A 23,434-nucleotide genomic window follows, 5' to 3' on the forward strand; every position below is an offset into this window, starting at 1 on the left:
CGCATGCCGAGAGGCCCCCGGTTCCAGCTAGGAACCGGGGGCCTCTCGGTAGGGGCGGTGCGGTCGTCAGCAGCCGAGGAGGCGGCTGCCGAGGTAGCCCTGGATCTGGTCCAGGGAGACGCGCTCCTGCTTCATGGTGTCGCGCTCGCGCACGGTCACCGCGTTGTCGTCCAGGGTGTCGAAGTCGACGGTGACGCAGAACGGCGTACCGATCTCGTCCTGGCGGCGGTAGCGGCGGCCGATGGCGCCGGCGTCGTCGAACTCGATGTTCCAGTTCTGCCGCAGGTCGGCGGCGAGGCCCTTGGCCTTCGGCGACAGCTGCGCGTTACGGGACAGCGGAAGCACGGCGACCTTGACCGGCGCGAGGCGCGGGTCGAGGCGCATCACGGTGCGCTTCTCCATGACGCCCTTGGCGTTCGGGGCCTCGTCCTCGTTGTACGCGTCGAGCAGGAAGGCCAGCATGGCGCGGCCGACACCGGCGGCGGGCTCGATGACGTACGGCGTCCAGCGCTCCTGGGTCTCCTGGTCGAAGTAGATGAGCTCGTTGCCGGAGGCCTTCGAGTGCGCCTTCAGGTCGTAGTCGGTGCGGTTGGCGACACCCTCGAGCTCGCCCCACTCGCTGCCGCCGAACTGGAAGCGGTACTCGATGTCGGCGGTGCGCTTGGAGTAGTGGGAGAGCTTCTCCTGCGGGTGCTCGAACCAGCGCATGTTCTCCTCACGCATGCCCAGGCTCGTGTACCAGTTCCAGCGCTGCTCCATCCAGTACTCGTGCCACTGCTCGTCCTCGCCCGGCTTGACGAAGAACTCCATCTCCATCTGCTCGAACTCGCGGGTGCGGAAGATGAAGTTGCCCGGAGTGATCTCGTTCCGGAAGGACTTGCCCATCTGCGCGATGCCGAACGGCGGCTTCTTGCGCGAGGTCTGCTGCACCTGGCCGAAGTTGGTGAAGATGCCCTGCGCGGTCTCGGGGCGCAGGTAGGCGACCGAACCGGAGTCCTGGGTGGGACCGAGGTGGGTGGAGAGCAGACCCGAGAACTGCTTGGGCTCGGTGAAGGTGCCCTTGTTGCCACAGTTGGGGCAGTTGAGGTCCTTGAGGCCGTTCTCGGGGAGACGGCCGTGCTTCTCCTCGTACGCCTCCTCCAGGTGGTCGGCGCGGTAGCGCTTGTGACAGGAGGTGCACTCGGTCAGCGGGTCCGTGAAGGTGGCGACGTGGCCGGACGCCTCCCAGACCTCGGTGGCCAGGATCACCGACGAGTCGATACCGACGACGTCCTCGCGCGCGGTGACCATGTAACGCCACCACTGACGCTTGATGTTCTCCTTCAGCTCGACACCCAGCGGTCCGTAGTCCCAGGCGGCCTTCTGGCCGCCGTAGATCTCACTGCACGGGTAGACGAAGCCACGGCGCTTGCTCAGGCTGACGATGGTGTCGATCTTGTCGGCGGCCACGGTGCTCTCTTCATTACGACGACGAAGTGCGAATGCCTCAGATTACCGGCGCCGCCACCCCCCGTATCAAATCGGTTCGGCCCCCGAGCCCGCCCGGGACCGCCCGGGCCGGCCGTGGGCGGGACCACAGGAAGCACAATTGACAATCGTTTCCAGTTTTGTTGAAAATGAGTGTCATGAACGTACGTCGCCTGATACCCACCACCGCCGTCGCCGGAGCCGTCACCCTCGGCCTCCTCACTCTTTCCGCCTGCGCCGGAAACTCCGGCGCCGCCGACAAGGCGAGCGACGGCAAGCTGAGCGTGGTGACGTCGTTCTACCCCATGCAGTACCTGGCCGAGCAGATAGGCGGCGACCACGTCTCCGTCGACACGCTCACCAAGCCGGGCGTCGAGCCGCACGACCTGGAGCTGAAGCCGAGGCAGATCGGCGAGCTCGGCGAGGCCGACTACATCCTCTACCTCAAGGGCGTCCAGCCCGCCGTCGACGAGGCGATCAAGCAGGTCGGCGTGAAGCACACCGTCGACGCCGCCACCCTCACCACGCTCGAGGAGCACGGCACCGAGGCCGGTCACGACCACGCCGGCGAGACCGCCGAGGAGCACTCCGCCCACGAGGGCGAGGCGCACGCCGACGAGCACGGCCACGAGTCCGAGGCCGGCGCCGACCCGCACATCTGGCTCGACCCCGTGAAGTACGCCGAGGTCGCCAAGGGTGTCGGCGCCTCCCTGCAGAAGGCCGACCCGGACCACGCCGCCGACTACAAGAAGAACACCGACGCCCTGGTGAAGAAGCTCGGCGACCTGGACACGGCGTTCGAGACCGGCCTGAAGAACGCCACCACCCGGACCTTCATCACCACGCACTCCGCCTTCGGCTACCTCGCCGAGCGCTACGGCCTGGAGCAGGAGGGCATCACCGGCATCGACCCCGAGTCCGAGCCGAGCCCCGCCCGGATCAAGGAGCTCCAGGAGATCGCGAAGAAGGACAAGGTCACCACCGTCTTCTTCGAGACCCTCGCCAGCGACAAGACCGCCAAGACCCTCGCGTCCGACACCGGACTGAAGACGGACGTCCTGGACCCCCTGGAGGGAATCACGGACACGTCCAAGGGCGATGACTACATCGAGGTCATGCGGTCCAACCTCGCCGCGCTGAAGACGGCGCTCGGCGCCAAGTGACACCCACGTACGCATCGGAGGCACGAGCCATGGGCATGGATCCCGTCATTTCCGTCCGCGGAGCCACGGCCGCCCTCGGCTCGCGCCCCGTCCTGCGTGGCATCGACCTCGGCGTGCACCGCGGCGAGGTCGTCGCGCTGCTCGGCGCCAACGGCTCGGGCAAGTCGACGGCCGTCCGTGCGGTCATCGGCCAGGTCCCGCTGACCGGCGGGTCCATATCCCTGTTCGGTACGGAGCAGAAGCGGTTCCGCGACTGGGCCCGCGTCGGATACGTACCGCAGCGCACCACCGCCGCCAGCGGTGTGCCCGCCACGATCCGGGAGGTCGTCTCCTCCGGCCGGCTCTCCCGCCGCAGGCTCGGCTGGCCGGCCAAGGCCGACCGGGCCGCCATCGAGCGGGCCATCGAGCTGGTCGGCCTGGCCGACCGCGCCAAGGACTCGGTGAGCGCCCTCTCCGGCGGCCAGCACCAGCGGGTCCTGATCGCCCGCGCGCTCGCCTCCGAGCCCGAGCTGCTGATCATGGACGAGCCGATGGCCGGGGTCGACCTCGCCAGCCAGGAGATCCTCGCCCGGACCCTGCGCGAGCAGGTCGCCGAGGGCACCTCCGTGCTCCTCGTCCTGCACGAGCTGGGCCCGCTGGAGCCGCTGATCGACCGGGCCGTGGTGCTCCGCGACGGCTGTGTGGTGCACGACGGCCCGCCGCCGCAGGCCGTGGGACAGCACGCCCTGCCCGGCCACGACCACGTCCATCCGCACGCGGCCGACGAGCCGCTCCGCACGGGTCTGCTGACCTGAGGAAGCTGACCTGATCATGGAATTCCTCGAACCCGCCTTCATGCAGCGGGCGCTCCTCGCGGCCGTCCTCGTCGGCATCACCGCCCCCGCCGTCGGCATCTACCTCGTCCAGCGGCGCCAGGCGCTGATGGGCGACGGCATCGGCCATGTCGCCATGACCGGCGTCGGCCTCGGCTTCCTGCTGAACTCCAGCCCCGTGTGGATGGCGACCCTGGTCGCCGTCGCCGGTTCGGTGGCGATGGAGCTGATCAGGGCGTACGGCAGGACCCGCGGCGACCTCGCGCTCGCCCTGCTCTTCTACGGCGGCATGGCGGGCGGCGTCCTGCTGATCAACCTCTCGCCGACCGGCTCCAACGCCAACCTCAACTCGTACCTCTTCGGTTCGCTGTCCACCGTCTCCACCGAGGATGTCACCGCGATCAGCGTCCTGGCGGCGTTCGTGGTCCTGGTCACGGTCGGTCTGCGCCGACAGCTCTTCGCGGTCAGCCAGGACGAGGAGTTCGCCCGCGTCACCGGCCTCCCGGTCCGGGCGCTGAACCTGCTCGTCGCGATCACCGCCGCCGTGACCGTCACGGTCGCGATGCGGGTGGTCGGCCTGCTGCTGGTCAGCGCGCTCATGGTGGTCCCGGTCGCGGCGGCCCAGCAGCTCTCGCGCTCCTTCCGTACGACGTTCGTGCTCGCGGTCGTCATCGGCACCGGCGTCACGCTGGGCGGCACCGTCACGTCGTACTACCAGGACGTGCCGCCGGGTGCGACGATCGTGCTGCTCGCGATCGCGGTCTTCATCGCCCTCACCCTCCTCGCGACACCCCTGGCCAGGCGCCGGGCCCGGGCCGCCGAAGCGGCTTCGGCGGAGTGCGACATGGCGGTTCCGGTCACCCGCAGGCCGACGGACGACGTCACGCTGTAGCGGCCTGGCAGAATGACGGGGGCAACGAAGACAACAAGGAGGCCCCTGTGGCGACGGCAGGACCCCCCGTACGCGGTCGCTCGACCAAGCAGCGGGCCGCTGTGTCGGCCGCACTGAACGAGGTCGACGAGTTCCGCAGCGCCCAGGAGCTGCACGACATGCTCAAGCACCGCGGTGACTCGGTCGGCCTGACCACGGTCTACCGCACGCTCCAGTCCCTCGCGGACGCGGGCGAGGTCGACGCGCTGCGCACCAGCGAGGGCGAGACCGTCTACCGCCGCTGCTCGACGGGCGACCACCACCATCATCTGGTGTGCCGGATGTGCGGCAAGGCGGTCGAGGTCGAGGGCCCGGCGGTGGAGCAGTGGGCGGAGACGATCGCGTCCCAGCACGGCTTCGTGAACGTGGCCCACACGGTCGAGATCTTCGGCACCTGCGCGGAGTGCGCGGCGAAGTGACGTGACACCCGGCTCATGACGAGGGCCCGCACCGGATGTTCCGGTGCGGGCCCTCGCCGTGTGCGGTCAGCCGGTCACGACTTGTCGAGGACGGCCATGTCCTCCGCCGAGACCCCGCCGAAGCGGCGGTCGCGCGAGGCGTACTCGACGCACGCCCGCCACAGGTCGCGGCGGTCGAAGTCCGGCCACAGCACGTCCTGGAAGACCATCTCCGCGTAACTGCTCTGCCAGATGAGGTAGTTCGAGGTGCGCTGCTCGCCGCTGGGGCGCAGGAAGAGGTCCACGTCCGGCATGTCCGGGTAGTAGAGGTACTTCTGGAAGGTCTTCTCGTTGACCTTCGAGGGGTCCAGCTTCCCCGCCGCCACGTCCCGCGCGATGGCCTGCGCCGCGTCCGCGACCTCCGCTCGGCCGCCGTAGTTCACGCAGAAGTACAGCGTCATGGCGTCGTTGCCGACGGTCTGCTCCTGGGCGACCTGGAGTTCCTGGACGACCGACTTCCACATCTTCGGCATCCGGCCGACCCAGCGGATGCGGATGCCGAGCTCGTCCATCTCGTCCCGCCGGCGGCGGATGACGTCGCGGTTGAAGTTCATCAGGAAGCGGACCTCCTCGGGGGAGCGCTTCCAGTTCTCGGTGGAGAAGGCGTAGAGGGAGAGGTTCTTGACGCCCATCTCCAGGCATCCCTTGAGCACGTCCAGGACGACGCCCTCGCCGACCTTGTGGCCCTCGGTGCGGGGCAGGCCGCGCTCCTGGGCCCAGCGGCCGTTTCCGTCCATCACGCAGGCCACGTGGTTGGGCACCAGCTCGGCGGGGAGCTTCGGCGGGGTCGCGCCGGACGGGTGCCGCTCGGGGACCTTGTACTCCCGGCGCTGCCGTCCGAGGATTCCGCGTCGTGCGATGGCCATGGCGATGAATCTCCTAGCTCTTCTCTACATACCGCAGGGAGCGCAGGCCGCGCTCCAGGTGCCAGTGGAGATAGGCGGACACCAGCCCGCTGCCCTCCCTGACGTGACGCGGCTCGCACGCGTCCGCCGTCGCCCAGTCGCCGGTGAGCAGCGCGCTGAGCAGGCCGATGGCCTCCGGAGAGGGTACGACGCTTCCCGGCACCCGGCAGTCGCCGCATATGACGCCGCCGGCCGCGACCGAGAAGAACCGGTTGGGGCCGTGGATGCCGCATTTCGCGCAGTCCTCGAAGCTGGGCGCGTAGCCGTTGACCGCGAGCGAGCGCAGCAGGAACGCGTCCAGGATGAGATGGGGCGCGTGCTCGCCACGGGAGAGGGTCCGCAGGCCCCCGACGAGCAGCAGGTACTGCTGGACGGCCGGCTCGCCCTCGTTGTCGGTGAACCGCTCCGCCGTCTCCAGCATCGCCGTCCCGGCGGTGTACCGGGCGTAGTCGGTGACGATCCCGCCGCCGTACGGCGCGATGGTCTCGCTCTGCGTGCACAGCGGCAGCCCGCGCCCGACGAGGTCGCTCCCGCGCGCGAAGAACTGCACGTCCACGTGCGAGAACGGCTCCAGCCTCGCCCCGAACTTCGACTTCGTCCGCCGCACCCCGCGCGCCACGGCGCGGACGCGGCCGTGGCCGCGCGTGAGGATCGTGATGATGCGGTCCGCTTCGCCCAGCTTCTGGGTGCGCAGCACGATGCCGTCGTCGCGGAACAGACTCATGCGCCCATTCTCGCGTACGGATACGACACCCCGGGCCGGTCCGGTGCCGGGACCGCGGCCGTCAGGGGACCTCGCCCCGGCTCCGGGCGTTGGCGTAGGCCGTCGCGGCGCGCAGGCGCTCCGCCGCGGTGGCCACCCGCACCCCGTCCGGCTCCGCCTCCCACTCCCGCCCGCCGCCGAGCGGTCTCAGCCGGAGGTACGGGCCTTCGTGCCCCATGACAGTGCCGACCTTCCCGGTGCGGATGTCGACGGCGTACGAGCCGATGGGCAGTGTCACGGCCGTCCCCCTTCCCGTGGCGGTACGGCGGCCACCCTGCCCGCCGTCTCCACCGTGCGTTCTCCGGCCTCTTCCCGAAGCTCTCCTACGGCCCCGGTCCGTGGCCGCTCGTGTTCTTCCTTCACCCCCGCGTCCTTCTCCGAATCGCTTTCCCGTTTACCGCATCCGGGGCGGTGCCACCTCCCTAGAATCGGCAGATGCGGAGGTCCCGGGACCGCACCGACGGGATCTCCAGCCTCCGCTTTGAGAAGTCATAAGTTCGCCTTATGAGGTCATAGACAGGGGGCGGGTACCGGTTCTCGCGAGCGAGTAATTAGGGTGACCTAAGTGACGGCAGTCCTCGCCGTCACGTCGCTTGCGAAGGGAACCCAGACATGCCCCGCCCTCTCCGGGTCGCGATCGTCGGCGCCGGCCCCGCCGGGATCTACGCCGCCGATGCGCTGCTGAAGTCCGAGGCCGCCGCCGAGCCGGGCGTGTCGATCGACATCTTCGAGCGGATGCCGGCTCCCTTCGGTCTCATCCGCTACGGCGTCGCCCCCGACCACCCCCGCATCAAGGGCATCATCACCGCCCTGCACCAGGTGCTCGACAAGCCGCAGGTCCGCCTCTTCGGCAACATCGACTACGGCACCGACGTCCACCTGGACGACCTGCGCGCCTTCTACGACGCCGTGGTCTTCTCGACGGGCGCCATGGCCGACCGCGAGCTGCGCATACCCGGCGTCGAGCTCGACGGGTCCTACGGCGCCGCCGACTTCGCCTCCTGGTACGACGGGCACCCCGACGTGCCGCGCACCTGGCCGCTGCACGCCGAGAAGGTCGCCGTGCTGGGCGTCGGCAACGTGGCCCTCGACATCGCGCGCATCCTCGCCAAGACCGCGGAGGAGCTGCTGCCGACCGAGATCCCGCCGAACGTCCACGAGGGCCTCAAGGCGAACAAGGCGGTCGAGGTCCACGTCTTCGGCCGCCGTGGCCCCGCGCAGGCGAAGTTCAGCCCCATGGAGCTGCGCGAGCTGGACCACTCCCCCACCATCGAGGTCATCGTCAACCCCGAGGACATCGACTACGACGAGGGCTCGATCGCGGAGCGCCGCAAGAACAAGCAGACCGACATGGTCGCCAAGACCCTGGAGAACTGGGCGATCCGCGACATCGGCGACCGCCCGCACAAGCTCTTCCTGCACTTCTTCGAGTCGCCGGTCGAGATCCTCGGCGAGGACGGCACGGTCGTCGGCCTGCGCACCGAGCGCACCGAGCTGGACGGCACCGGCAACGTCAAGGGCACCGGCGCGACCACCGACTGGGACGTCCAGGCCGTCTACCGCGCCGTCGGCTACCTCTCCGACGAGCTGCCCAAGCTCCCCTGGGACGCCGTCTCCGGCACCGTGCCGGACGAGGGCGGCCGGGTCATCGAGGAGGGCGGCGCGCCCATGCCGTCGACGTACGTCACCGGCTGGATCCGTCGCGGCCCCGTCGGCCTCATCGGCCACACCAAGGGCGACGCCAACGAGACGGTCGCGAACCTCCTCGACGACTTCGCGAACGGCCGGCTCCTCACGCCCGAGAACCCGGAGACGGACGCGGTCGTCGCCTTCCTGGAGGGCAAGGGCCTCACGTACACCACGTGGGAGGGCTGGTACGCCCTCGACGCCGCCGAGAAGGCGCTCGGCGAGGCCGAGGGCCGCGAGCGCGTGAAGATCGTCGAGCGTGAGGACATGCTCCGCGCGAGCGACGCGGTCACCCCGCGGCGGTAGCGGCACCCACGCCGTTCGCCCGGACCGGGCCCGACTCGAGGCAATCGCTCACGAATCGGGCCCGTTCCCGTGCGCCCGGCCTCCCCCGCGATCCGGGGTTTTCCGCGATCTCCGTCTCCTTCAGGCCCCTCCCCCGGGGAGCGGGGGCGCGGCCGGGCACGCGCTCCTACCCTGGAGAGGCGGAAGGGAAGTGAGCGGCGATGGCCGTCCCCGTCGGAGAGGCACCGGTCCTGGAGCGGGCGCGGGACGCGGGGGCCCGGGAGTCCTGGGCCGAGGCGTACGCGCTGCTGCGCGAGGCCGACCTGCATCCGTCCGCCGCCCTGGACCCCGGCGACCTGGACGTCCTCGCCGACGCGGCCTGGTGGACGGGGCACGTCGACGGGTCGATCGCCGCCCGGCTGCGGGCCCAGGCCGGGTACGCGGCGGCCGGTGACCACCGCGGGGCGGGGCGCGCCGCCTGGTGGCTGTCCTTCGAGTACCGCCGTCTGGGCCGGCCCGCTGCCGCCGCCGGCTGGCTGCACCGGGCACGGCACCAACTGGAGCACGCGCCGGACAGCCCCGAGCAGTGCTATCTGGCCTGGAGCGACGCGCAGGAGGCGCAGGAGCACCACGACCTCGGCGCCGCGCTCGCCGCGGCGCTGCGCATGGACCGGGTCGCCCGCCGCTCCGGCGACCCGGACCTGATCGCCCTGGGCCGCCAGGCGCTGGCGGCCGTCCTGCTGGCGAGCGGCCGCCGGTCGCGCGGCCTGGCGCTCCTGGACGACGTGATGGGTCCGGTGACGGCGGGCGAGCTGAGCGCGATGACCACCGGCAGGCTCTACTCGCTCGTCCTGACCCGCTGCCTGGAGGCGGCGGACCTCGGCCGCGCGGTGGCCTGGACGGACGCGGCGATGGCGTGGTGCGAGACACCGTGGTCAGGCCGCCGCCGGGACGCGGCGGCCCGGAGGGACGAGCCCCGCACGACACCCGCGCCGACCGGTCCGCCAGGAGCCGGCAGACCCCCGGCCGCACCGGACGGGGCACGGGCCGGCGGGGCGCGCCCCGCGGGCCCGGGTCCGACGCCGGTCGGCCCGGCGGGCCGGGACGCCGGGGTCGAGGGTCTTCGTACGGGGTTTCCCACCGGTGCGTGGCACGGCACCGGCAACCCGTTCCGGGGCCTCTGCCGGATCCACCGGGTCGAGGTGCTCGATCTGCTGGGGATGTGGACGCTCGCCGAGGCCGAGGCCGCGCGGGTCTGCACCGAGGTGCTCCCGGACGGCCTGGAGGCGGCCGCGGCGGCCCACTATGCGGCCGGGGAGATCCGGCGCCGGCAGGGGCGGCTCGACGAGGCCGTCCGGTCGTACTCCCACGCCCACGCGCTGGGCCGCGTCCCGCAGCCGGGCCTCGCGCTGCTGCGGCTCGCCCAGGGCCGGACGGACGCCGCCGTGGCCGGGCTGCGGCCGGCGCTCCTGCGTCGGAGCGACCCGCCGCACGATCTGCTGGGCCGGGCCCGACTGCTCGCCGCGCGGACGGAGGTGGCGCTGGCGGTCGGGGACGTGGACGGCGCGGCGCGGGCCGTGGCGGAGCTGAAGGGGTTCGCCGGTGACGCGCCCCTCCTGGACGCCGTGGCCGGCACCGCTCGGGGCGCCCTGGCACTGGCCCGGCACGAGCCGGCACGGCGGCCGCTGCGCCGGGCCCTCGCGGGCTGGCGGGAGCTGAGGGTGCCGTACGAGGCGGCGCGGGTATGGCTGCTGCTCGCCGCCGCCGAGCGGGCCGCGGGCGACGAGGGCGCCGCCCTGCGCGCGCTGACGGCCGCACGGACGACGTTCGAGGAGCTGGGCGCCCTGCCGGACGCCGCACGGGCGACGACGGCCCTCTCCCCGGGCGGGCGGCCCGGGGCGGTGGTCTAGGGCGGTGGTCTAGCGAGGTCCCCGCGTCAGAGCAGGGTCCTCGCGGTGGCCAGCAGGCGGGCGGTGTCGTCGGCGCACAGGGCCAGCGCGTTGCCGACGGTGCACAGGACGTCCCGCTCGGCCGGGCTGTACGCCCCGTCGGCGAGGGCGATCCGGGCTCCCTGGAGCAGGATCGTCTCGCGCCCGGAGGCCGCCAGGTGCGGGGTGAGCGGTTCCAGGGCCTCGTGCAGCTCGATCGCGAGGGCGGCGCCGCCCTCGCCCACGTCGGGGAGGAAGCGGCCGGTGTCGGCGGCCAGCGCCTCGACGAGGTCGGTCAGCTGGGTGGCGGTGCACTCGTCGAACCCGGCGGCGCGCACCGCCGTGACCGCGGTGTCCACCGCCGTACGGGAGGAGGTGCCACCCGCGGCCAGGACGGCGAGGGCGACGGTGTGCACGGCGTCCCGCAGCATCGCGGAGAAGCGGCTCGTCGTCGGGTGGTCGAGCACCTCCGTACCGAAGTGGGTGTGGCAGGCGGCGCACTCGACGACCGGCCCGGCGTACCCGCGGGGCAGGACCGGCACTCCCAGGACGGCGAACCGGCGACGGCCGGTGCGTCGTCGGTAGTTGCGGTCGCCGCCGCACTCCTCGCAGAAGAACTCGCCGTCCCCGACGGTGTTCCAGGAAGTACGAATGCCGCAGACGCCCACTTTGCGACCACGTGACTCTCGGGCAGACCGCACGTCGCACCTCCCTTAACGACACGGCAACACTGCCGACGTGGGCGTGATGTTAGCCACATCCGTGATGTGACGTCAGCACCTCGGCGGCAGATCGCCGCCGACATGGCCGAGACGCACCACGGGCTCCGCCCGCCCCGAGGAGGCGTGCGGACCCCGAAACAGGCGGCTCCACCGACGGCTTCCCGGCCACCCGCCCGGCCTCCGGGCCGGTCGGGACGGCCGGGACGGGGTGCGACGCGAAAAACCCTTGGCCGGAATCGATCGGTGGGCCGATGCCCGTACGAGGGTCAGCGCGCGGCGCGGTTGACGGCCGAGATGACCGCCTTCAGGGAGGCGCGGGTGGTGTTGGCGTCGATGCCGATGCCCCACAGGACCTTGCCGTCGATGGCGCACTCGATGTACGAGGCGGCCTGCGCGGAGGCGCCCTCGCTCATCGTGTGCTCCTGGTAGTCCAGCAGCCGGGCGTCCACGCCGATCGACTGCAGGGCGGCGAAGAAGGCCGAGATCGGGCCGTTGCCGGAGCCGCTCAGGACGGTCTCGGCGCCGTCCACGACCGCCTCGACGGTCAGGGTGTCGGTGCCGTCCGTGTCGGAGGTGGTCTGGCCGGAGCGCAGCTGGATGCGGCCCCAGGCGTTGTCCGGGTTCGGCAGGTACTCGTCCTGGAAGACCGACCAGATCGCGGCCGGGGTGATCTCGCCGCCCTCGGTGTCCGTCTTCTGCTGGATGATCTTCGAGAACTCGATCTGCATCCGGCGCGGCAGGTCCAGCTTGTGGTCGTTCTTCAGGACGTACGCGATGCCGCCCTTGCCGGACTGCGAGTTGACCCGGATCACGGCCTCGTAGGAGCGGCCGACGTCCTTGGGGTCGATGGGCAGGTAGGGAACGGCCCACTCGATGTCGTCGACCGTCTTGCCCGCGGCGGCCGCGTCGGCCTCCATGGCGTCGAAGCCCTTCTTGATGGCGTCCTGGTGGGAGCCGGAGAAGGCGGTGTAGACCAGGTCGCCCGCGTAGGGGTGGCGCGGGTGGACCTCCATCTGGTTGCAGTACTCGGACGTGCGGCGGATCTCGTCGATCTGCGAGAAGTCGATCTGCGGGTCCACGCCCTGCGAGAACAGGTTCATGCCCAGGGTCACCAGGTCGACGTTGCCGGTGCGCTCGCCCTGGCCGAACAGGCAGCCCTCGATGCGGTCGGCGCCGGCCATGATCGCCAGTTCGGCGGCCGCCACCGCCGTACCGCGGTCGTTGTGGGGGTGCACGGACAGACAGATGTACTCGCGGCGCGTCAGGTTCCGCGACATCCACTCGAACCGGTCCGCGTGCGTGGACGGCGTCGAACGCTCCACGGTGGCGGGCAGGTTCAGGATGATCTCGCGGCCCTCCTCGGGCTGCCAGACGTCGCAGACCGCCTCGCAGACCTCCAGGGCGAAGTCCAGCTCGGTGTCGGTGAAGATCTCCGGGCTGTACTGGTAGCCGAAGATCGTCTCGTCGCCCAGCAGCTTGTCGGCGTACTCCATGACCAGGCGCGTGCCGTCGACGGCGATCTGCTTGATCTGCTCCTTCGAGCCGCGGAAGACGACCCGGCGAAAGGTGGGCGCGGTGGCGTTGTACAGGTGGACGGTGGCGCGCTTGGCGCCGACCAGTGACTCCACGGTCCGCTCGATCAGGTCCTCGCGGGCCTGGGTCAGGACGGAGATGGTCACGTCGTCCGGGATCGCGCCCTCTTCGATGATGGAGCGCACGAAGGCGAAGTCGGTCTCGCCGGAGGACGGGAAGCCGACCTCGATCTCCTTGTAGCCCATGCGTACCAGCAGGTCGAACATCTCGCGCTTGCGGGCCGGGGACATCGGGTCGATCAGGGCCTGGTTGCCATCGCGCAGGTCCGTGGACAGCCAGCGGGGGGCCTGGGTGATCCGCCGCTCGGGCCAGGTGCGGTCGGGGATGTGCACGGCTTCGTACTGGCCGTACTTGTGGATCGGCATCCCGGACGGCTTCTGCATACGGGTGGCGTTGGTGACGGGCGTGGGGCGGCCAACGGGCTGGGACATCGCGTAGGGCTCCTCGGGTCCAGCGGGAGTGGGGGTCCCCCCTGCTTCTGAGAGCTCGGGGGAGGCCGACTGTTCTGAACGCAACACCAGGTCCCGCGGGGAGGGGGTCGGCCTACGACTACAGGCCCTCGCCGCGGCAGCTAAGGAGAAGCAGCCCGAAACGCATGATGTGCCGCAGCCTAGCTCAGGACGGTGGAGGCGGACGTCCCGTTTCAGTATGCGGGACGGTCGGGGCGTCAAGCCCAAAGAGTGACCATCATCCCATTTCGCCAATCATCGTCTCAGCTCGTGACAGTGGGGTCACGGAGTGCGACATTGCCTGGCATGACCTCCCCCGCGCGCATCCACGCGCAGCACCGCCCCGTCTTCTGCTCGATCGTGCCTCCGCACCTTCTGGAGAAGCTGGCCCGCAGCGAGAACCCGGCGGTCGCGGCCACCGCCCGCCACACCCTGATGGCGGACGCCCGCCACCGGACCGGCCGCGGACTCACCGCCTCCCTCACCACCACGACGCCCACCGCGCCCGCCGAACCCGCCTCCCGAGCGGCCGAGGCCCGCCCGCGGCGCACCGTGTTCGACGCGCGGCGCCGGACCGCGCTGCCGGGCGTGGAGGTGCGGGGCGAGGGGGACGAGGCGACCGCCGACGCCACGGTCAACCGCGCCTACGCCGGGCTCGGCGCCACCTTCGGTCTCTTCCTCGACGCCTTCGGCCGGGACTCGATGGACGGCGCCGGCCTGCCGCTCCGGGCGACGGTCCACTACGACGAGAACTACGGCAACGCGTTCTGGAACGGCGAGCAGATGGTCTTCGGGGACGGGGACGACGAGATCTTCCTCGACTTCACCCTTCCCGTGGACGTCATCGGCCACGAACTGACCCACGGCTTCACGCAGTACACCGCCAATCTGGAGTACTTCGGCCAGTCCGGCGCGCTCAACGAGTCGGTCTCGGACGTCTTCGGCTCGCTGGTCAAGCAGTACACGCTCGACCAGAGCGCCACGGAGGCCGACTGGCTGATCGGGGCGGGGCTGTTCCACCCGGACGTCCAGGGAACCGCGCTGCGCTCGATGAAGGCGCCGGGCACGGCGTACGACGACGACGTCCTCGGCAAGGACCCGCAGCCGGGCCACATGGACGACTACGTCCGCACCAGCCAGGACAACGGCGGGGTGCACATCAACTCCGGCATCCCCAACCACGCCTTCTACCTGACGGCCGTGGAGCTCGGCGGCCACGCCTGGGAGCGGCCGGGGCAGATCTGGTACGACGTGATGACAAGCGCGTCGCTCACCCCCGAGACGCGGTTCACCGAGTTCGCGCGGGCCACGGCGAAGGCGGCGAAGGCGAGGTACGGCGACGGGCCGGAGATCCAGGCCGTCCTGAAGGCGTGGGCGGCCGTGGGCGTCCCGACGGACTGACGCCCGGACGGGGCGGGGCTGCCGTCCCGGCGGCTGACGTCCGTCGGACGGGCCGGGAGGCGGCGGACGGGCTGGTAGACAGGACGCATGCGGATTCGAGTGCGGCGCACCGGCGGCTTCGCCGGCATCGAGCGTTCGGCCGAGGTGGACACCTCGGCCCTGTCCGACGCCGTGGAGTGGCACACCCTGGCCGTCACGGTCCTCCAGGAGGGCGCGGACGACGGCCGGGGGGTGCCGGACGGCTTCTCGTACGAGATCACGATCGACGGCGAGACGGTCCGCTGCGGGGACCCCCGGGTGACCGAGGCGCAGCGGGCCCTGATCAGGAGGGTCCTGAAGGAGGGCGCCTGACACCCTCCCGCCCCGCTCCTTCTCGCGCCGGGGCTTCCTAGAAGCCGAGCTTGCGCAGCTGCTTCGGGTCCCGCTGCCAGTCCTTGGCGACCTTGACGTGGAGGTCGAGGAAGACCGGCGTCCCGAGCAGCGCCTCGATGTGCTTGCGGGACTTCATGCCGACCTCCTTCAGCCGACTGCCCTTCGGGCCGATGATGATGCCCTTCTGGCTGGGACGCTCGATGTAGACGTTGGCGTGGATGTCGAGCAGCGGACGGTCCGCCGGGCGGTTCTCGCGCGGGATCATCTCCTCGACCACCACGGCGATCGAGTGCGGCAGCTCGTCGCGCACGCCTTCGAGCGCGGCCTCGCGGATCAGCTCCGCGACCATCACCTGCTCCGGCTCGTCCGTGAGGTCGCCCTCCGGGTAGAGCGGCGGGGATTCGGGCAGCAGCGGGATCAGCAGGTCGGCGACAAGCTGGACCTGCTGGTCGCCGACGGCGGAGACCGGGACGATCTCCTGCCACTCGAAGCCCAGCTCCTTGGAGAGCTGGTCGATGGCGATGAGCTGCTCGGCGAGGGTCTTGGAGTCGACCAGGTCGGTCTTGGTGACGATCGCGACCTTCGGGGTCTTCTTGATCCCGGCCAGCTCCTTGGCGATGAAGCGGTCGCCGGGGCCGAGCTTCTGGTCGGCGGGCAGGCAGAAGCCGATCACGTCGACCTCCGCCCACGTCGTGCGCACGACGTCGTTCAGGCGTTCCCCGAGGAGCGTGCGCGGCTTGTGCAGGCCCGGCGTGTCCACCAGGATCAGCTGCGCCTCGGGGCGGTGCACGATGCCGCGGACGGTGTGCCGGGTGGTCTGGGGCCGGTTGGAGGTGATCGCCACCTTCTGGCCGACCAGAGCGTTCGTGAGAGTGGACTTGCCCGCGTTGGGGCGGCCTACGAAGCAGGCGAAGCCGGCCCGGTGGACGGCTTCGGTTTCTGGGTTACGAGCGCTCATGGAGGCCATTCTCCCCGATGCGGGACCTCGTCACGTACGCGGAGCCCGTCGGCGTCGCAGCCGCAGGCCGATCAGCGCCGCCGCTCCCCCGGCGAGGACGGTCGCCGCGGCGAGCCACGGCAGCGCCAGGAAGGGTACGCGCGCCGTCTCCCGTACGTCCTTCGCCGTGGCCGTCAGGGTCACGTCACCCCAGTCGAACCGCGGTGATCCCCTCCACCGCTCCGTCAGGCGGATCTTCTGCCGGGGCAGCAGCTCGGCGGGGATCCCCGCGAGGTCGCGGTCGAGGAGGGTGCGGCCGATTAGGCCCTCGGCGCGCAGGACGACCTTCGGGTCGAGGGTGACGTTGCCCCGGTTGTGCAGGGAGAATTGTCCGGTGATTCCTCGCCGGCGCGCGAAAAGGGGCCCGGTGTGACGCCGGGCCCCTGCGGCGCGTCGTCGCCGCCGGTGAGCCTTGTGGCCCCGGAAGCTCGTCCGCAGCCGTCCGCGAGTCCTTCGGGCCGGTCCGTCGGGTCGGCCCTCCGGGCAGTCCTTCGGGTCGACACGTCGGGGCCCTGCGGCCTCAGCCGGCCGTGACCGCCACGCGCAGCTGCCCGTCCGGACCGGCGAGCAGGACCGGGGTCTCGGGCCCGCCGAGGTCCCGTACCGCCGCGCGGTCCGCGTCGGAGGCGGCGTCGGCGTTCGAGACGACGGCGGCGGCCTCCAGCGACCGGGCCCCGCTGGCCACGGCCATGGCGACCGCGGTCTGCAACGCGCTCAGCTTGAGCGACTCCAGGGCCACGGTCCCCGCCACGTAGGTGCGGCCGGTCTCGTCTCGTACCGCCGCGCCCTCCGGCACACCGTTGCGGGCGCGGGCGCTGCGCGCCAGCGTGATGATCTTGAGGTCCTCGGCGCCGAGATCGCCGTGCTCGCGGTTGAGTGTCATGCCCCGAGGATAGGCCGGGGCACGGGGTCAGCTCTGGGCGCCCTTGACGAACTTGTCGGTGGCGACCTTGGCGAGCGCGTCGAAGTCCTTCTTCCCCGCGGCGTCGGCGAGGTGCAGGAAGCGCATCACACCGGCGCCCTGGCGAACGAGGACGATGTTCGGCTCGATCGTGATGCCGGGCGCGACCTCCGTCGACATCTGCAGGGCGAGCGCCTCCTCGGCCCCCTGCGGGGCGGTGATCTTCTTGACGGCCACCTTCATCTTGCTGCCGTCGACGTCGGCGGTGAAGGTGGGGCAGGCGTCCAGAGCGGTGCCCAGCTTCTTGATGTAGTCCGCGGCGCCGGCATCCGCGAAGGTCACGACCTCTTCGGAGATCTCGGAGTCGTTGTTGCCCACGGCGAAGTCGGCGCTCGCACCCTTCGTGGCGCCGGCGATGTCGCCGCCCAGCATGGGGGCGAGCGGCTCGCACTCGGGCTTGTCGACCTTGTAGACGGCCGAGGACTCCTCGTGCTTGGTGGTCTTCCAGCCCGACGGCAGGTCCTTCAACTCCAGGACCGCGGCCTTCATCTGCGCGGACGTCAGCGGCGAGGCGGCCGCCGGGGCAGCCGACGTGGTCTGCTCGGCGGGCTTGTCGGCGGCCTTGTCCTTGCCGCCGTCCTTGCCGCCGTCCGAGCCGCCGCACGCGGCGACCAGGGAGAGCGCGGAGACGGTGAGAGCGGCCGCCAGGCCGTGGCGGATGCGAGTGCGCATGGTGAACGGAACCCCTAGTGGGTGCGAGTGAGTTGGGAGAAACCGGCACCGATGGGAGGGGGAGCGGCCGGATCTTGAGGAGGATATACGCCGACTGTGACGGTCCCGTGAGCAGGTACCGCCCCCCGGCCCTCCCGGATAGCGGCCGCCCCGGACCGCTCCGTTCAGCCCGCCACCGGGAACATCGCCCCGCGCCGGCCCTCCGGGGAGACCAGCCACTCCAGCTTCGCCTCCGTGTCCGCCTCCGCCAGCGGGGTGTGCATCACGATCACCAGGTCAGGCCGGGCCGGGACCCTGAGCTGGGTGGACTCGACGACCAGGGTGCCGACCAGCGGGTGTTCCAGCTCCTTGCGGACCTGGCCGCCCGGCATGACGTCCCGCCGCTCCCACAGCGCGGCGAACTCCGGGCTCGCCTCCCGGGCCTCCTCGATCACCGCGCGGAAGCCGTCGTCCTCCGGGCGGTCCGAACAGGCGGCCCGGTACTGGGCGACGACCCGGGGAGCGAGTTGGGCCCAACTGTTCACCCGGGACCGGTAGAGCGGGTCGGTGAAGAAGGCGACGAGGCAGTTCTGGGAGCTCTCCGGCCGCATGCCGAGCACGATCGCCGCGGCGTCGTTGTACATCACCGTGTTCCAGTAGGCGTCCATGATGTGCGCCGGGAACGGCATCCACGCGTCGATGAGCCGCTTCAGCCCCTGGCAGATGTCCCGGGCCGCCGGGTCCACCTCCGGGGCGGGCGGGTTGAGCGAGGCCAGGACGTACAGGTGGCGGCGCTCGGCCGGGCTGAGCCGCAGGACCCGGGCGACGGAGTCGAGGACCTGCGGGGAGACGGTGATGTCCCGGCCCTGTTCGAGCCACTGGTACCAGGAGACGCCCACCCCCGCCAGGACGGCGACCTCCTCGCGGCGCAGACCGGGCGTGCGACGCCGGGCACCACCCTCCGGAAGACCCGCTTCCGCCGGGCTGACCCGAGCCCGACGGCTCATCAGGAACCCGCGCAGTTCGGCGAGTCGCCGCGCCTTTGCGTCGGTCCTCTCCACCGCAGTGGCCACGTCTGCTTCCTCCCCCGGGATGCCTGGTGGTACGGCCAACAGGATAAGTTCCCGCTCCCCGGCGTTGTTCCCGTGCGCCGAAGGTGAGGACATGGCAACCCTGACCTCTCCCCCGACCTCTGCGGCCGGACCCACCGCTCCCCCGGTCCTGACCAGCCGCTCCCGGCTCATCCTCTTCGTCCTGTGCGCCGCCCAGTTCATGGTGGCGCTCGACTTCTCCGTCCTGAACGTGGCGCTGCCGGTGCTCGGCGCGGACCTCGGCCTCGGGCACTCGGCCCTCCAGTGGGCGGTCACCGCCTTCGCCCTGCCCGCGGGAGGGTTCCTGCTGCTCTTCGGGCGGATCGGCGACCTCCACGGGCGCCGGAGGCTGTTCCTCGGCGGCCTGGTGCTCTTCGGAGCGGCGTCGCTGCTCGCCACCTTCGCCTGGGGGCCGGGCTCCTTCCTCACGGCCCGCGCTCTGCAGGGGCTGGGAGCGGCGGCGATCGTCCCGGCCGGCATGTCGCTGCTGACGACCACCTTCCCCGAAGGGCCGCTGCGGGACCGGGCGCTCGGCATCTCCGGCACCCTGCTCTCCCTGGGCTTCACCGTGGGCATGCTCCTCGGCGGGGTCATGACCGACACGCTCGGCTGGCGCTCCACGATGGCGTTGCTCGCGCTCTTCGCCGTGGTGGTGCTGCCGCTCGCGACGGTCCTGCTGCCGGAGTCGCGCAACCCCGAGCGGCCGCGCCTCGACGTGCCGGGCGCGGTGACCGTCACCGGCGGCCTGTTCGCCCTGATCTACGCCCTGTCGACGGCGGCCGAGCGCGGTTTCGGCGGGGTGGACGTCGTGGCCGCCCTGGTCGTGGGCGTGCTGCTGCTCGTGGTCTTCGCGGTGGTCGAGTCGCGGCACCCCGCTCCGCTGGTCTCGCTGGCGATGCTGGGGCGTAGGACGGTCGCCTTCGGCAATCTCGGCGGTCTGATCACCTTCTCGATGATGTCGACCGTCGTCTTCGTCCTGACGCTCCACCTCCAGGAGACGCTGGGGCTCTCCGCCTTCGCCACCGGGCTGGTCTTCGGCGTGCAGGGCGCGCTGTCGGTCCTGGCCGGCACCCTCGCCCCGAAGGTGATCGGCCGGCTCGGCGCCCGCCGCACCCTGGTCGCCTCCCTCGCCGGGCAGGGCCTGCTCACGGCGGCGCTCCTCGGCGTCGGCGCCACGTCGGGCGTGGTCCTGGCGACCGTCGCGGTCTCGCTGGCGTCCATGTGCCACCTCGGTGCGATCATCTCGTACGGCCTGACCGTCACCTCCGGCGTCCCCGACTCCGAGCAGGGCCTGGCCACCGGTCTGGTGACGACGACCCAGCAGGTCGGCCTCACCGTCGGCATCCCGCTGCTCGGGGTCCTCGCGACCACCGGAGGGGACCTCTACGGCGGTGTCCGCACCGTCCTGGCCGTCGACGCGGCGGTCGTCCTGGTGACGGCCCTGGTGGTGGCCGCGGGCCTGCGCAAGCGCGGCTAGGGCCGGCCCGGTGTTCTCAGGGGCGGTCCAGGCGGAGGCGTACCGCCTTGGGGAGGCCGGCGACCACCAGGTCGTAGGAGTCCTCGATGAGCTCCCGGACCATGCGGTCCGGGAGTCCGCCGACGGTCACCGTGTTCCAGTGCCGCTTGTTCATGTGGTAGCCGGGGGCGACGGCCGGGTGCTCCTCCCGGAGGCGTTCCGCCTCCTCCGGTTCGCACTTGAGATTGATCCGGAGCGGCTCCGCGTCCAGCGCCGAGAGCGCGAACATCTTTCCGGCGACCTTGAAGACGGAGGTCTCCGGGGTGAAGGGGAACTCCTCCGTCGCGTCGTTGAAGTCCAGGCAGAAGGCGCGCAGCTCGTCGGGGGTCACTCCGGCGTCCCCTCCGGTTCCACCAGGACGGTGACGATCTTGTTCCGGCGGCCGGCGGGGGACTCGGCCGTCAGCCGCAGCGAGCGCCCGTCCGGCAGCTTCACGGCCGCCTTGGCACCGGCGATCGGCACCCGGCCCAGCGCCTTGGCGAGGAGGCCGCCGACGGTCTCCACGTCCTCGTCGTCGTACTCGTCGGCGCCGAGGCCGTACAGCTCGCCGAGGTCGCCGATGTCGAGGCGGGCCGTGACGCGGTAACGCTCGTCGCCCAGCTCCTCGACCGGCGGCAGCTCACGGTCGTACTCGTCGGTGATCTCGCCGACGATCTCCTCCAGGATGTCCTCGATGGTGACGATCCCGGCCGTGCCGCCGTACTCGTCGATGACGACGGCGACGTGGTTGCGCTCCTGCTGCATCTCCCGCAGCAGGTCGCCGGCGTTCTTGGTGTCGGGGACGAACGCGGCCGCCCGCATCGCCGTCGAGACCAGGTCGGCCTCGGCGTCCCGGTTGATGTGCGTCTTGCGGACCAGGTCCTTCAGATACACGATGCCGACGATGTCGTCCTCGTTCTCGCCGGTGACGGGGATGCGGGAGAAGCCGGAGCGCAGGGCCAGCGTGAGGGCCTGGCGGACGGTCTTGAACCGCTCGATGCAGATCAGGTCGGTCCGCGGCACCATCACCTCGCGGACGAGCGTGTCGCCGAGCTCGAACACGGAGTGCACCATACGGCGCTCGTCGTCCTCGATCAGCGACTCCTGCTCGGCGAGGTCGACCATGGCCCGCAGCTCCGCCTCGGAGGCGAAGGGGCCCTTGCGGAACCCCTTGCCGGGGGTGAGGGCGTTGCCGATGAGGATGAGGAGCTGCGGGATCGGGCCCATGATCCTGGCCAGCGGCAGCAGGACGTACGCGGCGGCTGTCGCCGTGTTCAGCGGGTGCTGGCGGCCGATGGTGCGGGGCGAGACGCCGACGGCGACGTACGAGACGAGGACCATCACCCCTATGGCGATGAGCAGCGCCTCCCAGGTGCGGGAGAACTCCTCCAGGCAGGCGTACGTGACGAGGACGCCGGCCGCCATCTCGCAGGAGACGCGGACGAGCAGCGCGACGTTGAGGTAGCGCGTGGGGTCGGCGGCGACTTCGGTGAGCTTGTCGGCGCCGCGCCGCCCGGACCGTACGGCCTCGGCGGCGCGGAAGCTGGAGACGCGGGCGATCCCGGCCTCGGCGCAGGCGGCGAGCCAGGCGACGATGACCAGGGCGACCGCGCCGAGGATCAGCGATGCGTTCATCGGGTGCCGCGCGCCGTCAGGAGACGGTCGGGGCGGGGGACGGGCCGGTGTGGCCCTTCTCCGCGCGCCAGCCGTCGACGATGGCCGCCTGCAGGCCGAACATCTCGGCCTTCTCGTCGGGCTCCTCGTGGTCGTAGCCGAGGAGGTGCAGCACGCCGTGGACGGTCAGCAGCTGGAGCTCCTCGTCCATGGAGTGCCGGGTCGGCGCCTCCTCGCCCTGCTTCTTGGCGACCTCGGGGCAGAGCACGATGTCGCCGAGGAGCCCCTGCGGGGGCTCCTCGGTGTCCTTCGACGGCGGGCGCAGCTCGTCCATCGGGAAGGACATGACGTCCGTCGGGCCGGGGAGGTCCATCCACTGGATGTGCAGCTGCTCCATGGCCTCTTCGTCCACGACGATCACCGAGAGCTCGGAGAGCGGGTGGATGCGCATCCGGGCGAGGGCGTAGCGGGCGATGTCGAGGATCGCCTGCTCGTCGACCTCGGTTCCGGACTCGTTGTTGACGTCGATCGACATGGTGCGGCTGGTCTACTTCCCGTTGCGGCTGTCGTACTGCTCGTACGCGTCGACGATACGGCCGACGAGCTTGTGCCGTACGACATCGTGGGACGTGAGCCGGGAGAAGTGGACGTCGTCCAGGCCTTCCAGGATCTCCTGGACCTGGCGCAGACCGCTCTTGGTGCCGCCGGGCAGGTCGACCTGGGTGATGTCGCCGGTGATGACGATCTTCGAGTCGAAGCCGAGCCTCGTCAGGAACATCTTCATCTGCTCGGGGCTGGTGTTCTGCGCCTCGTCGAGGATGATGAACGCGTCGTTGAGCGTGCGACCGCGCATGTACGCCAGCGGGGCGACCTCGATCGTGCCCGCGGCCATCAGCTTCGGGATCGAGTCGGGGTCGAGCATGTCGTGCAGCGCGTCGTACAGCGGCCGCAGATACGGGTCGATCTTCTCGTAGAGCGTGCCCGGCAGGAAGCCGAGACGTTCGCCCGCCTCGACCGCCGGCCGGGTCAGGATGATCCGGGTGACCTGCTTGGACTGCAGGGCCTGGACCGCCTTGGCCATGGCCAGGTACGTCTTGCCGGTGCCGGCCGGGCCGATGCCGAAGACGACCGTGTGCTTGTCGATGGCGTCGACATAGCGCTTCTGGTTGAGGGTCTTGGGGCGGATGGTGCGTCCGCGGCTGGAGAGGATGTTCTGCGTGAGCACCTCGGCCGGGGTCTCCTGGCCTGCCTCCGTCTTGCCGTTCTCGCTCGCCCTGAGCATGGCGATCGAGCGTTCCACTGCGTCCTCCGTCATCGGCTGCCCGGTGCGGAGCACCAGCATCATCTCGTCGAACAGGCGCTGGATCAGCGCGACTTCCGCCGCCTCGCCGACCGCGCTGACCTGGTTGCCCCGGACGTGGATGTCCGTCTTGGGGAAGGCCTTCTCGATCACGCGCAGAAGTGCGTCACCGGAGCCGAGGACGGTCACCATCGGATGCTTGGCGGGGACGGTGAAGTGGGCGCGGGTCTCGCCCGGTGCGCCATTGCGGGCTGTGGGTGTCTGAGTCATGGGCCGGCACTGTGGCCTGCACATACCTCCCGTTGCAGGGTTCTCGCCGCTCGACAACCTCTGGACACCAAGCCTACGACTTGGCGGTGACAAGTCCGAAGTCTTTTCCACAGGCCGTGC

Annotated in this window: 24 protein-coding genes; 9 read left to right on the top strand and 15 right to left on the bottom strand. The window is 71.1% G+C overall.

Translation table 11 applies throughout. The annotated features are described in order from the left end of the window. Positions 1 to 66: 66 nt before the first annotated feature. Positions 67 to 1,449 (bottom strand): glycine--tRNA ligase, encoded by a 1,383-nt coding sequence (locus ACZ68P_RS03440; RefSeq protein WP_365719328.1) that lies wholly within the window; start codon positions 1,447 to 1,449, stop codon positions 67 to 69. Positions 1,450 to 1,625: 176 nt separating this feature from the next. Here ACZ68P_RS03440 and ACZ68P_RS03445 point away from each other — a divergent pair, with 176 nt between their 5' ends. Genes ACZ68P_RS03445 through ACZ68P_RS03460 form a run of 4 tightly spaced genes read left to right on the top strand, consistent with a single transcriptional unit; the run spans position 1,626 to position 4,792 of the window. After that, positions 1,626 to 2,630 (top strand): metal ABC transporter substrate-binding protein, encoded by a 1,005-nt coding sequence (locus ACZ68P_RS03445; RefSeq protein ID WP_471001871.1) that lies wholly within the window; start codon positions 1,626 to 1,628, stop codon positions 2,628 to 2,630. Positions 2,631 to 2,659: 29 nt separating this feature from the next. Further along, positions 2,660 to 3,424: a metal ABC transporter ATP-binding protein gene (locus ACZ68P_RS03450; RefSeq protein ID WP_471001874.1), complete on the top strand. Its 765-nt coding sequence runs from the start codon at positions 2,660 to 2,662 to the stop codon at positions 3,422 to 3,424. A gap of 16 nt (positions 3,425 to 3,440) precedes the next feature. Next, on the top strand, positions 3,441 to 4,334 hold the full coding sequence (locus tag ACZ68P_RS03455; protein WP_471001877.1) for a metal ABC transporter permease: 894 nt from the start codon (positions 3,441 to 3,443) through the stop codon (positions 4,332 to 4,334). A 47-nt stretch (positions 4,335 to 4,381) separates the two neighbouring features. Then, on the top strand, positions 4,382 to 4,792 hold the full coding sequence (locus tag ACZ68P_RS03460; RefSeq protein WP_365719334.1) for a Fur family transcriptional regulator: 411 nt from the start codon (positions 4,382 to 4,384) through the stop codon (positions 4,790 to 4,792). A gap of 74 nt (positions 4,793 to 4,866) precedes the next feature. Here ACZ68P_RS03460 and ACZ68P_RS03465 read toward each other — a convergent pair whose 3' ends face one another. The 3 genes from ACZ68P_RS03465 to ACZ68P_RS03475 all read right to left on the bottom strand — a co-directional run bounded on the left by ACZ68P_RS03465 (position 4,867) and on the right by ACZ68P_RS03475 (position 6,737). Next, the gene (locus ACZ68P_RS03465) at positions 4,867 to 5,691 is read right to left on the bottom strand and encodes an isoprenyl transferase (RefSeq protein ID WP_471002436.1); all 825 of its coding nucleotides are present in this window, start codon (positions 5,689 to 5,691) and stop codon (positions 4,867 to 4,869) included. Positions 5,692 to 5,710: 19 nt separating this feature from the next. Next, on the bottom strand, positions 5,711 to 6,460 hold the full coding sequence (recO, locus tag ACZ68P_RS03470) for a DNA repair protein RecO (RefSeq protein WP_365719336.1): 750 nt from the start codon (positions 6,458 to 6,460) through the stop codon (positions 5,711 to 5,713). A 61-nt stretch (positions 6,461 to 6,521) separates the two neighbouring features. Further along, positions 6,522 to 6,737 carry a hypothetical protein gene (locus tag ACZ68P_RS03475; protein ID WP_471001881.1) on the bottom strand — a complete coding sequence of 72 codons (216 nt, stop codon included), beginning with the start codon at positions 6,735 to 6,737 and terminating at the stop codon, positions 6,522 to 6,524. Between the two features lie 374 nt (positions 6,738 to 7,111). Here ACZ68P_RS03475 and ACZ68P_RS03480 point away from each other — a divergent pair, with 374 nt between their 5' ends. Beyond that, positions 7,112 to 8,491 (top strand): FAD-dependent oxidoreductase, encoded by a 1,380-nt coding sequence (locus ACZ68P_RS03480; protein WP_471001885.1) that lies wholly within the window; start codon positions 7,112 to 7,114, stop codon positions 8,489 to 8,491. A 200-nt stretch (positions 8,492 to 8,691) separates the two neighbouring features. After that, complete coding sequence (locus tag ACZ68P_RS03485; protein ID WP_471001888.1) at positions 8,692 to 10,380, top strand: LuxR family transcriptional regulator; 1,689 nt, start codon at positions 8,692 to 8,694, stop codon at positions 10,378 to 10,380. A 26-nt stretch (positions 10,381 to 10,406) separates the two neighbouring features. Here ACZ68P_RS03485 and ACZ68P_RS03490 read toward each other — a convergent pair whose 3' ends face one another. Together ACZ68P_RS03490 and leuA are read right to left on the bottom strand one after the other, a co-directional pair. Continuing rightward, positions 10,407 to 11,099 carry a TerB family tellurite resistance protein gene (locus ACZ68P_RS03490; protein WP_471001891.1) on the bottom strand — a complete coding sequence of 231 codons (693 nt, stop codon included), beginning with the start codon at positions 11,097 to 11,099 and terminating at the stop codon, positions 10,407 to 10,409. A 287-nt stretch (positions 11,100 to 11,386) separates the two neighbouring features. After that, the gene (gene leuA, locus ACZ68P_RS03495) at positions 11,387 to 13,144 is read right to left on the bottom strand and encodes a 2-isopropylmalate synthase (protein WP_471001894.1); all 1,758 of its coding nucleotides are present in this window, start codon (positions 13,142 to 13,144) and stop codon (positions 11,387 to 11,389) included. Positions 13,145 to 13,468: 324 nt separating this feature from the next. Between leuA and ACZ68P_RS03500 the strand changes: the two genes are divergently transcribed. Next, on the top strand, positions 13,469 to 14,563 hold the full coding sequence (locus ACZ68P_RS03500) for a M4 family metallopeptidase (RefSeq protein ID WP_471001897.1): 1,095 nt from the start codon (positions 13,469 to 13,471) through the stop codon (positions 14,561 to 14,563). Between the two features lie 87 nt (positions 14,564 to 14,650). Then, positions 14,651 to 14,914 carry a protealysin inhibitor emfourin gene (locus tag ACZ68P_RS03505; protein WP_471001902.1) on the top strand — a complete coding sequence of 88 codons (264 nt, stop codon included), beginning with the start codon at positions 14,651 to 14,653 and terminating at the stop codon, positions 14,912 to 14,914. Positions 14,915 to 14,951: 37 nt separating this feature from the next. On the opposite strand, the gene era is transcribed toward ACZ68P_RS03505, so the two are convergent. The 5 genes from era to ACZ68P_RS03530 form a co-directional block, all read right to left on the bottom strand. After that, on the bottom strand, positions 14,952 to 15,902 hold the full coding sequence (era, locus tag ACZ68P_RS03510) for a GTPase Era (RefSeq protein ID WP_471001907.1): 951 nt from the start codon (positions 15,900 to 15,902) through the stop codon (positions 14,952 to 14,954). Between the two features lie 21 nt (positions 15,903 to 15,923). Continuing rightward, a complete protein-coding gene (locus tag ACZ68P_RS03515) occupies positions 15,924 to 16,076 on the bottom strand; it encodes a hypothetical protein (RefSeq protein ID WP_471001910.1) in 153 nt (50 codons plus the stop codon). A 376-nt stretch (positions 16,077 to 16,452) separates the two neighbouring features. Further along, entirely contained in the window at positions 16,453 to 16,815 is a 363-nt protein-coding gene (locus ACZ68P_RS03520; RefSeq protein WP_471001913.1) for a cytidine deaminase, read from the bottom strand. A gap of 27 nt (positions 16,816 to 16,842) precedes the next feature. Next, positions 16,843 to 17,565 (bottom strand): hypothetical protein, encoded by a 723-nt coding sequence (locus ACZ68P_RS03525; RefSeq protein ID WP_471001916.1) that lies wholly within the window; start codon positions 17,563 to 17,565, stop codon positions 16,843 to 16,845. Between the two features lie 164 nt (positions 17,566 to 17,729). Further along, positions 17,730 to 18,551, bottom strand: a complete 822-nt coding sequence (locus ACZ68P_RS03530; RefSeq protein ID WP_471002439.1) for a helix-turn-helix transcriptional regulator — start codon at positions 18,549 to 18,551, stop codon at positions 17,730 to 17,732. A gap of 157 nt (positions 18,552 to 18,708) precedes the next feature. On the opposite strand from ACZ68P_RS03530, the gene ACZ68P_RS03535 reads away from it, so the two are divergent. Beyond that, positions 18,709 to 20,112 (top strand): MFS transporter, encoded by a 1,404-nt coding sequence (locus ACZ68P_RS03535; protein ID WP_471001919.1) that lies wholly within the window; start codon positions 18,709 to 18,711, stop codon positions 20,110 to 20,112. 16 nt (positions 20,113 to 20,128) lie between these two features. Here the strand turns inward: ACZ68P_RS03535 and ACZ68P_RS03540 are convergent, their stop codons facing one another. Genes ACZ68P_RS03540 through ACZ68P_RS03555 form a run of 4 tightly spaced genes read right to left on the bottom strand, consistent with a single transcriptional unit; the run spans position 20,129 to position 23,314 of the window. Next, a complete protein-coding gene (locus ACZ68P_RS03540; protein WP_365719358.1) occupies positions 20,129 to 20,482 on the bottom strand; it encodes an MmcQ/YjbR family DNA-binding protein in 354 nt (117 codons plus the stop codon). Further along, positions 20,479 to 21,765 (bottom strand): hemolysin family protein, encoded by a 1,287-nt coding sequence (locus tag ACZ68P_RS03545; RefSeq protein WP_471001922.1) that lies wholly within the window; start codon positions 21,763 to 21,765, stop codon positions 20,479 to 20,481. The genes ACZ68P_RS03540 and ACZ68P_RS03545 overlap by 4 nt, the downstream gene beginning before the upstream one ends. Before the next feature lie 16 nt (positions 21,766 to 21,781). After that, the gene (ybeY, locus tag ACZ68P_RS03550) at positions 21,782 to 22,279 is read right to left on the bottom strand and encodes an rRNA maturation RNase YbeY (protein ID WP_471001926.1); all 498 of its coding nucleotides are present in this window, start codon (positions 22,277 to 22,279) and stop codon (positions 21,782 to 21,784) included. A 12-nt stretch (positions 22,280 to 22,291) separates the two neighbouring features. After that, on the bottom strand, positions 22,292 to 23,314 hold the full coding sequence (locus tag ACZ68P_RS03555; RefSeq protein WP_471001929.1) for a PhoH family protein: 1,023 nt from the start codon (positions 23,312 to 23,314) through the stop codon (positions 22,292 to 22,294). Positions 23,315 to 23,434: the final 120 nt, after the last annotated feature.

It is taken from the genome of Streptomyces sp. NPDC036822, from assembly GCF_055609145.1.

Excerpts from the sequence above, each read along its gene's own strand:
- ACZ68P_RS03445 (WP_471001871.1), top strand. The coding sequence starts at position 1,626 with ATGAACGTACGTCGCCTGATACCCACCACCGCCGTCGCCGGAGCCGTC.
- ACZ68P_RS03450 (WP_471001874.1), top strand. The coding sequence starts at position 2,660 with ATGGGCATGGATCCCGTCATTTCCGTCCGCGGAGCCACGGCCGCCCTC.
- ACZ68P_RS03455 (WP_471001877.1), top strand. The coding sequence starts at position 3,441 with ATGGAATTCCTCGAACCCGCCTTCATGCAGCGGGCGCTCCTCGCGGCC.
- recO (WP_365719336.1), bottom strand. The coding sequence starts at position 6,460 with ATGAGTCTGTTCCGCGACGACGGCATCGTGCTGCGCACCCAGAAGCTG.
- ACZ68P_RS03480 (WP_471001885.1), top strand. The coding sequence starts at position 7,112 with ATGCCCCGCCCTCTCCGGGTCGCGATCGTCGGCGCCGGCCCCGCCGGG.
- ACZ68P_RS03485 (WP_471001888.1), top strand. The coding sequence starts at position 8,692 with ATGGCCGTCCCCGTCGGAGAGGCACCGGTCCTGGAGCGGGCGCGGGAC.
- leuA (WP_471001894.1), bottom strand. The coding sequence starts at position 13,144 with ATGTCCCAGCCCGTTGGCCGCCCCACGCCCGTCACCAACGCCACCCGT.
- ACZ68P_RS03500 (WP_471001897.1), top strand. The coding sequence starts at position 13,469 with ATGACCTCCCCCGCGCGCATCCACGCGCAGCACCGCCCCGTCTTCTGC.
- ACZ68P_RS03505 (WP_471001902.1), top strand. The coding sequence starts at position 14,651 with ATGCGGATTCGAGTGCGGCGCACCGGCGGCTTCGCCGGCATCGAGCGT.
- era (WP_471001907.1), bottom strand. The coding sequence starts at position 15,902 with ATGGCCTCCATGAGCGCTCGTAACCCAGAAACCGAAGCCGTCCACCGG.
- ACZ68P_RS03520 (WP_471001913.1), bottom strand. The coding sequence starts at position 16,815 with ATGACACTCAACCGCGAGCACGGCGATCTCGGCGCCGAGGACCTCAAG.
- ACZ68P_RS03525 (WP_471001916.1), bottom strand. The coding sequence starts at position 17,565 with ATGCGCACTCGCATCCGCCACGGCCTGGCGGCCGCTCTCACCGTCTCC.
- ACZ68P_RS03530 (WP_471002439.1), bottom strand. The coding sequence starts at position 18,551 with ATGAGCCGTCGGGCTCGGGTCAGCCCGGCGGAAGCGGGTCTTCCGGAG.
- ACZ68P_RS03535 (WP_471001919.1), top strand. The coding sequence starts at position 18,709 with ATGGCAACCCTGACCTCTCCCCCGACCTCTGCGGCCGGACCCACCGCT.
- ACZ68P_RS03545 (WP_471001922.1), bottom strand. The coding sequence starts at position 21,765 with ATGAACGCATCGCTGATCCTCGGCGCGGTCGCCCTGGTCATCGTCGCC.
- ybeY (WP_471001926.1), bottom strand. The coding sequence starts at position 22,279 with ATGTCGATCGACGTCAACAACGAGTCCGGAACCGAGGTCGACGAGCAG.
- ACZ68P_RS03555 (WP_471001929.1), bottom strand. The coding sequence starts at position 23,314 with ATGACTCAGACACCCACAGCCCGCAATGGCGCACCGGGCGAGACCCGC.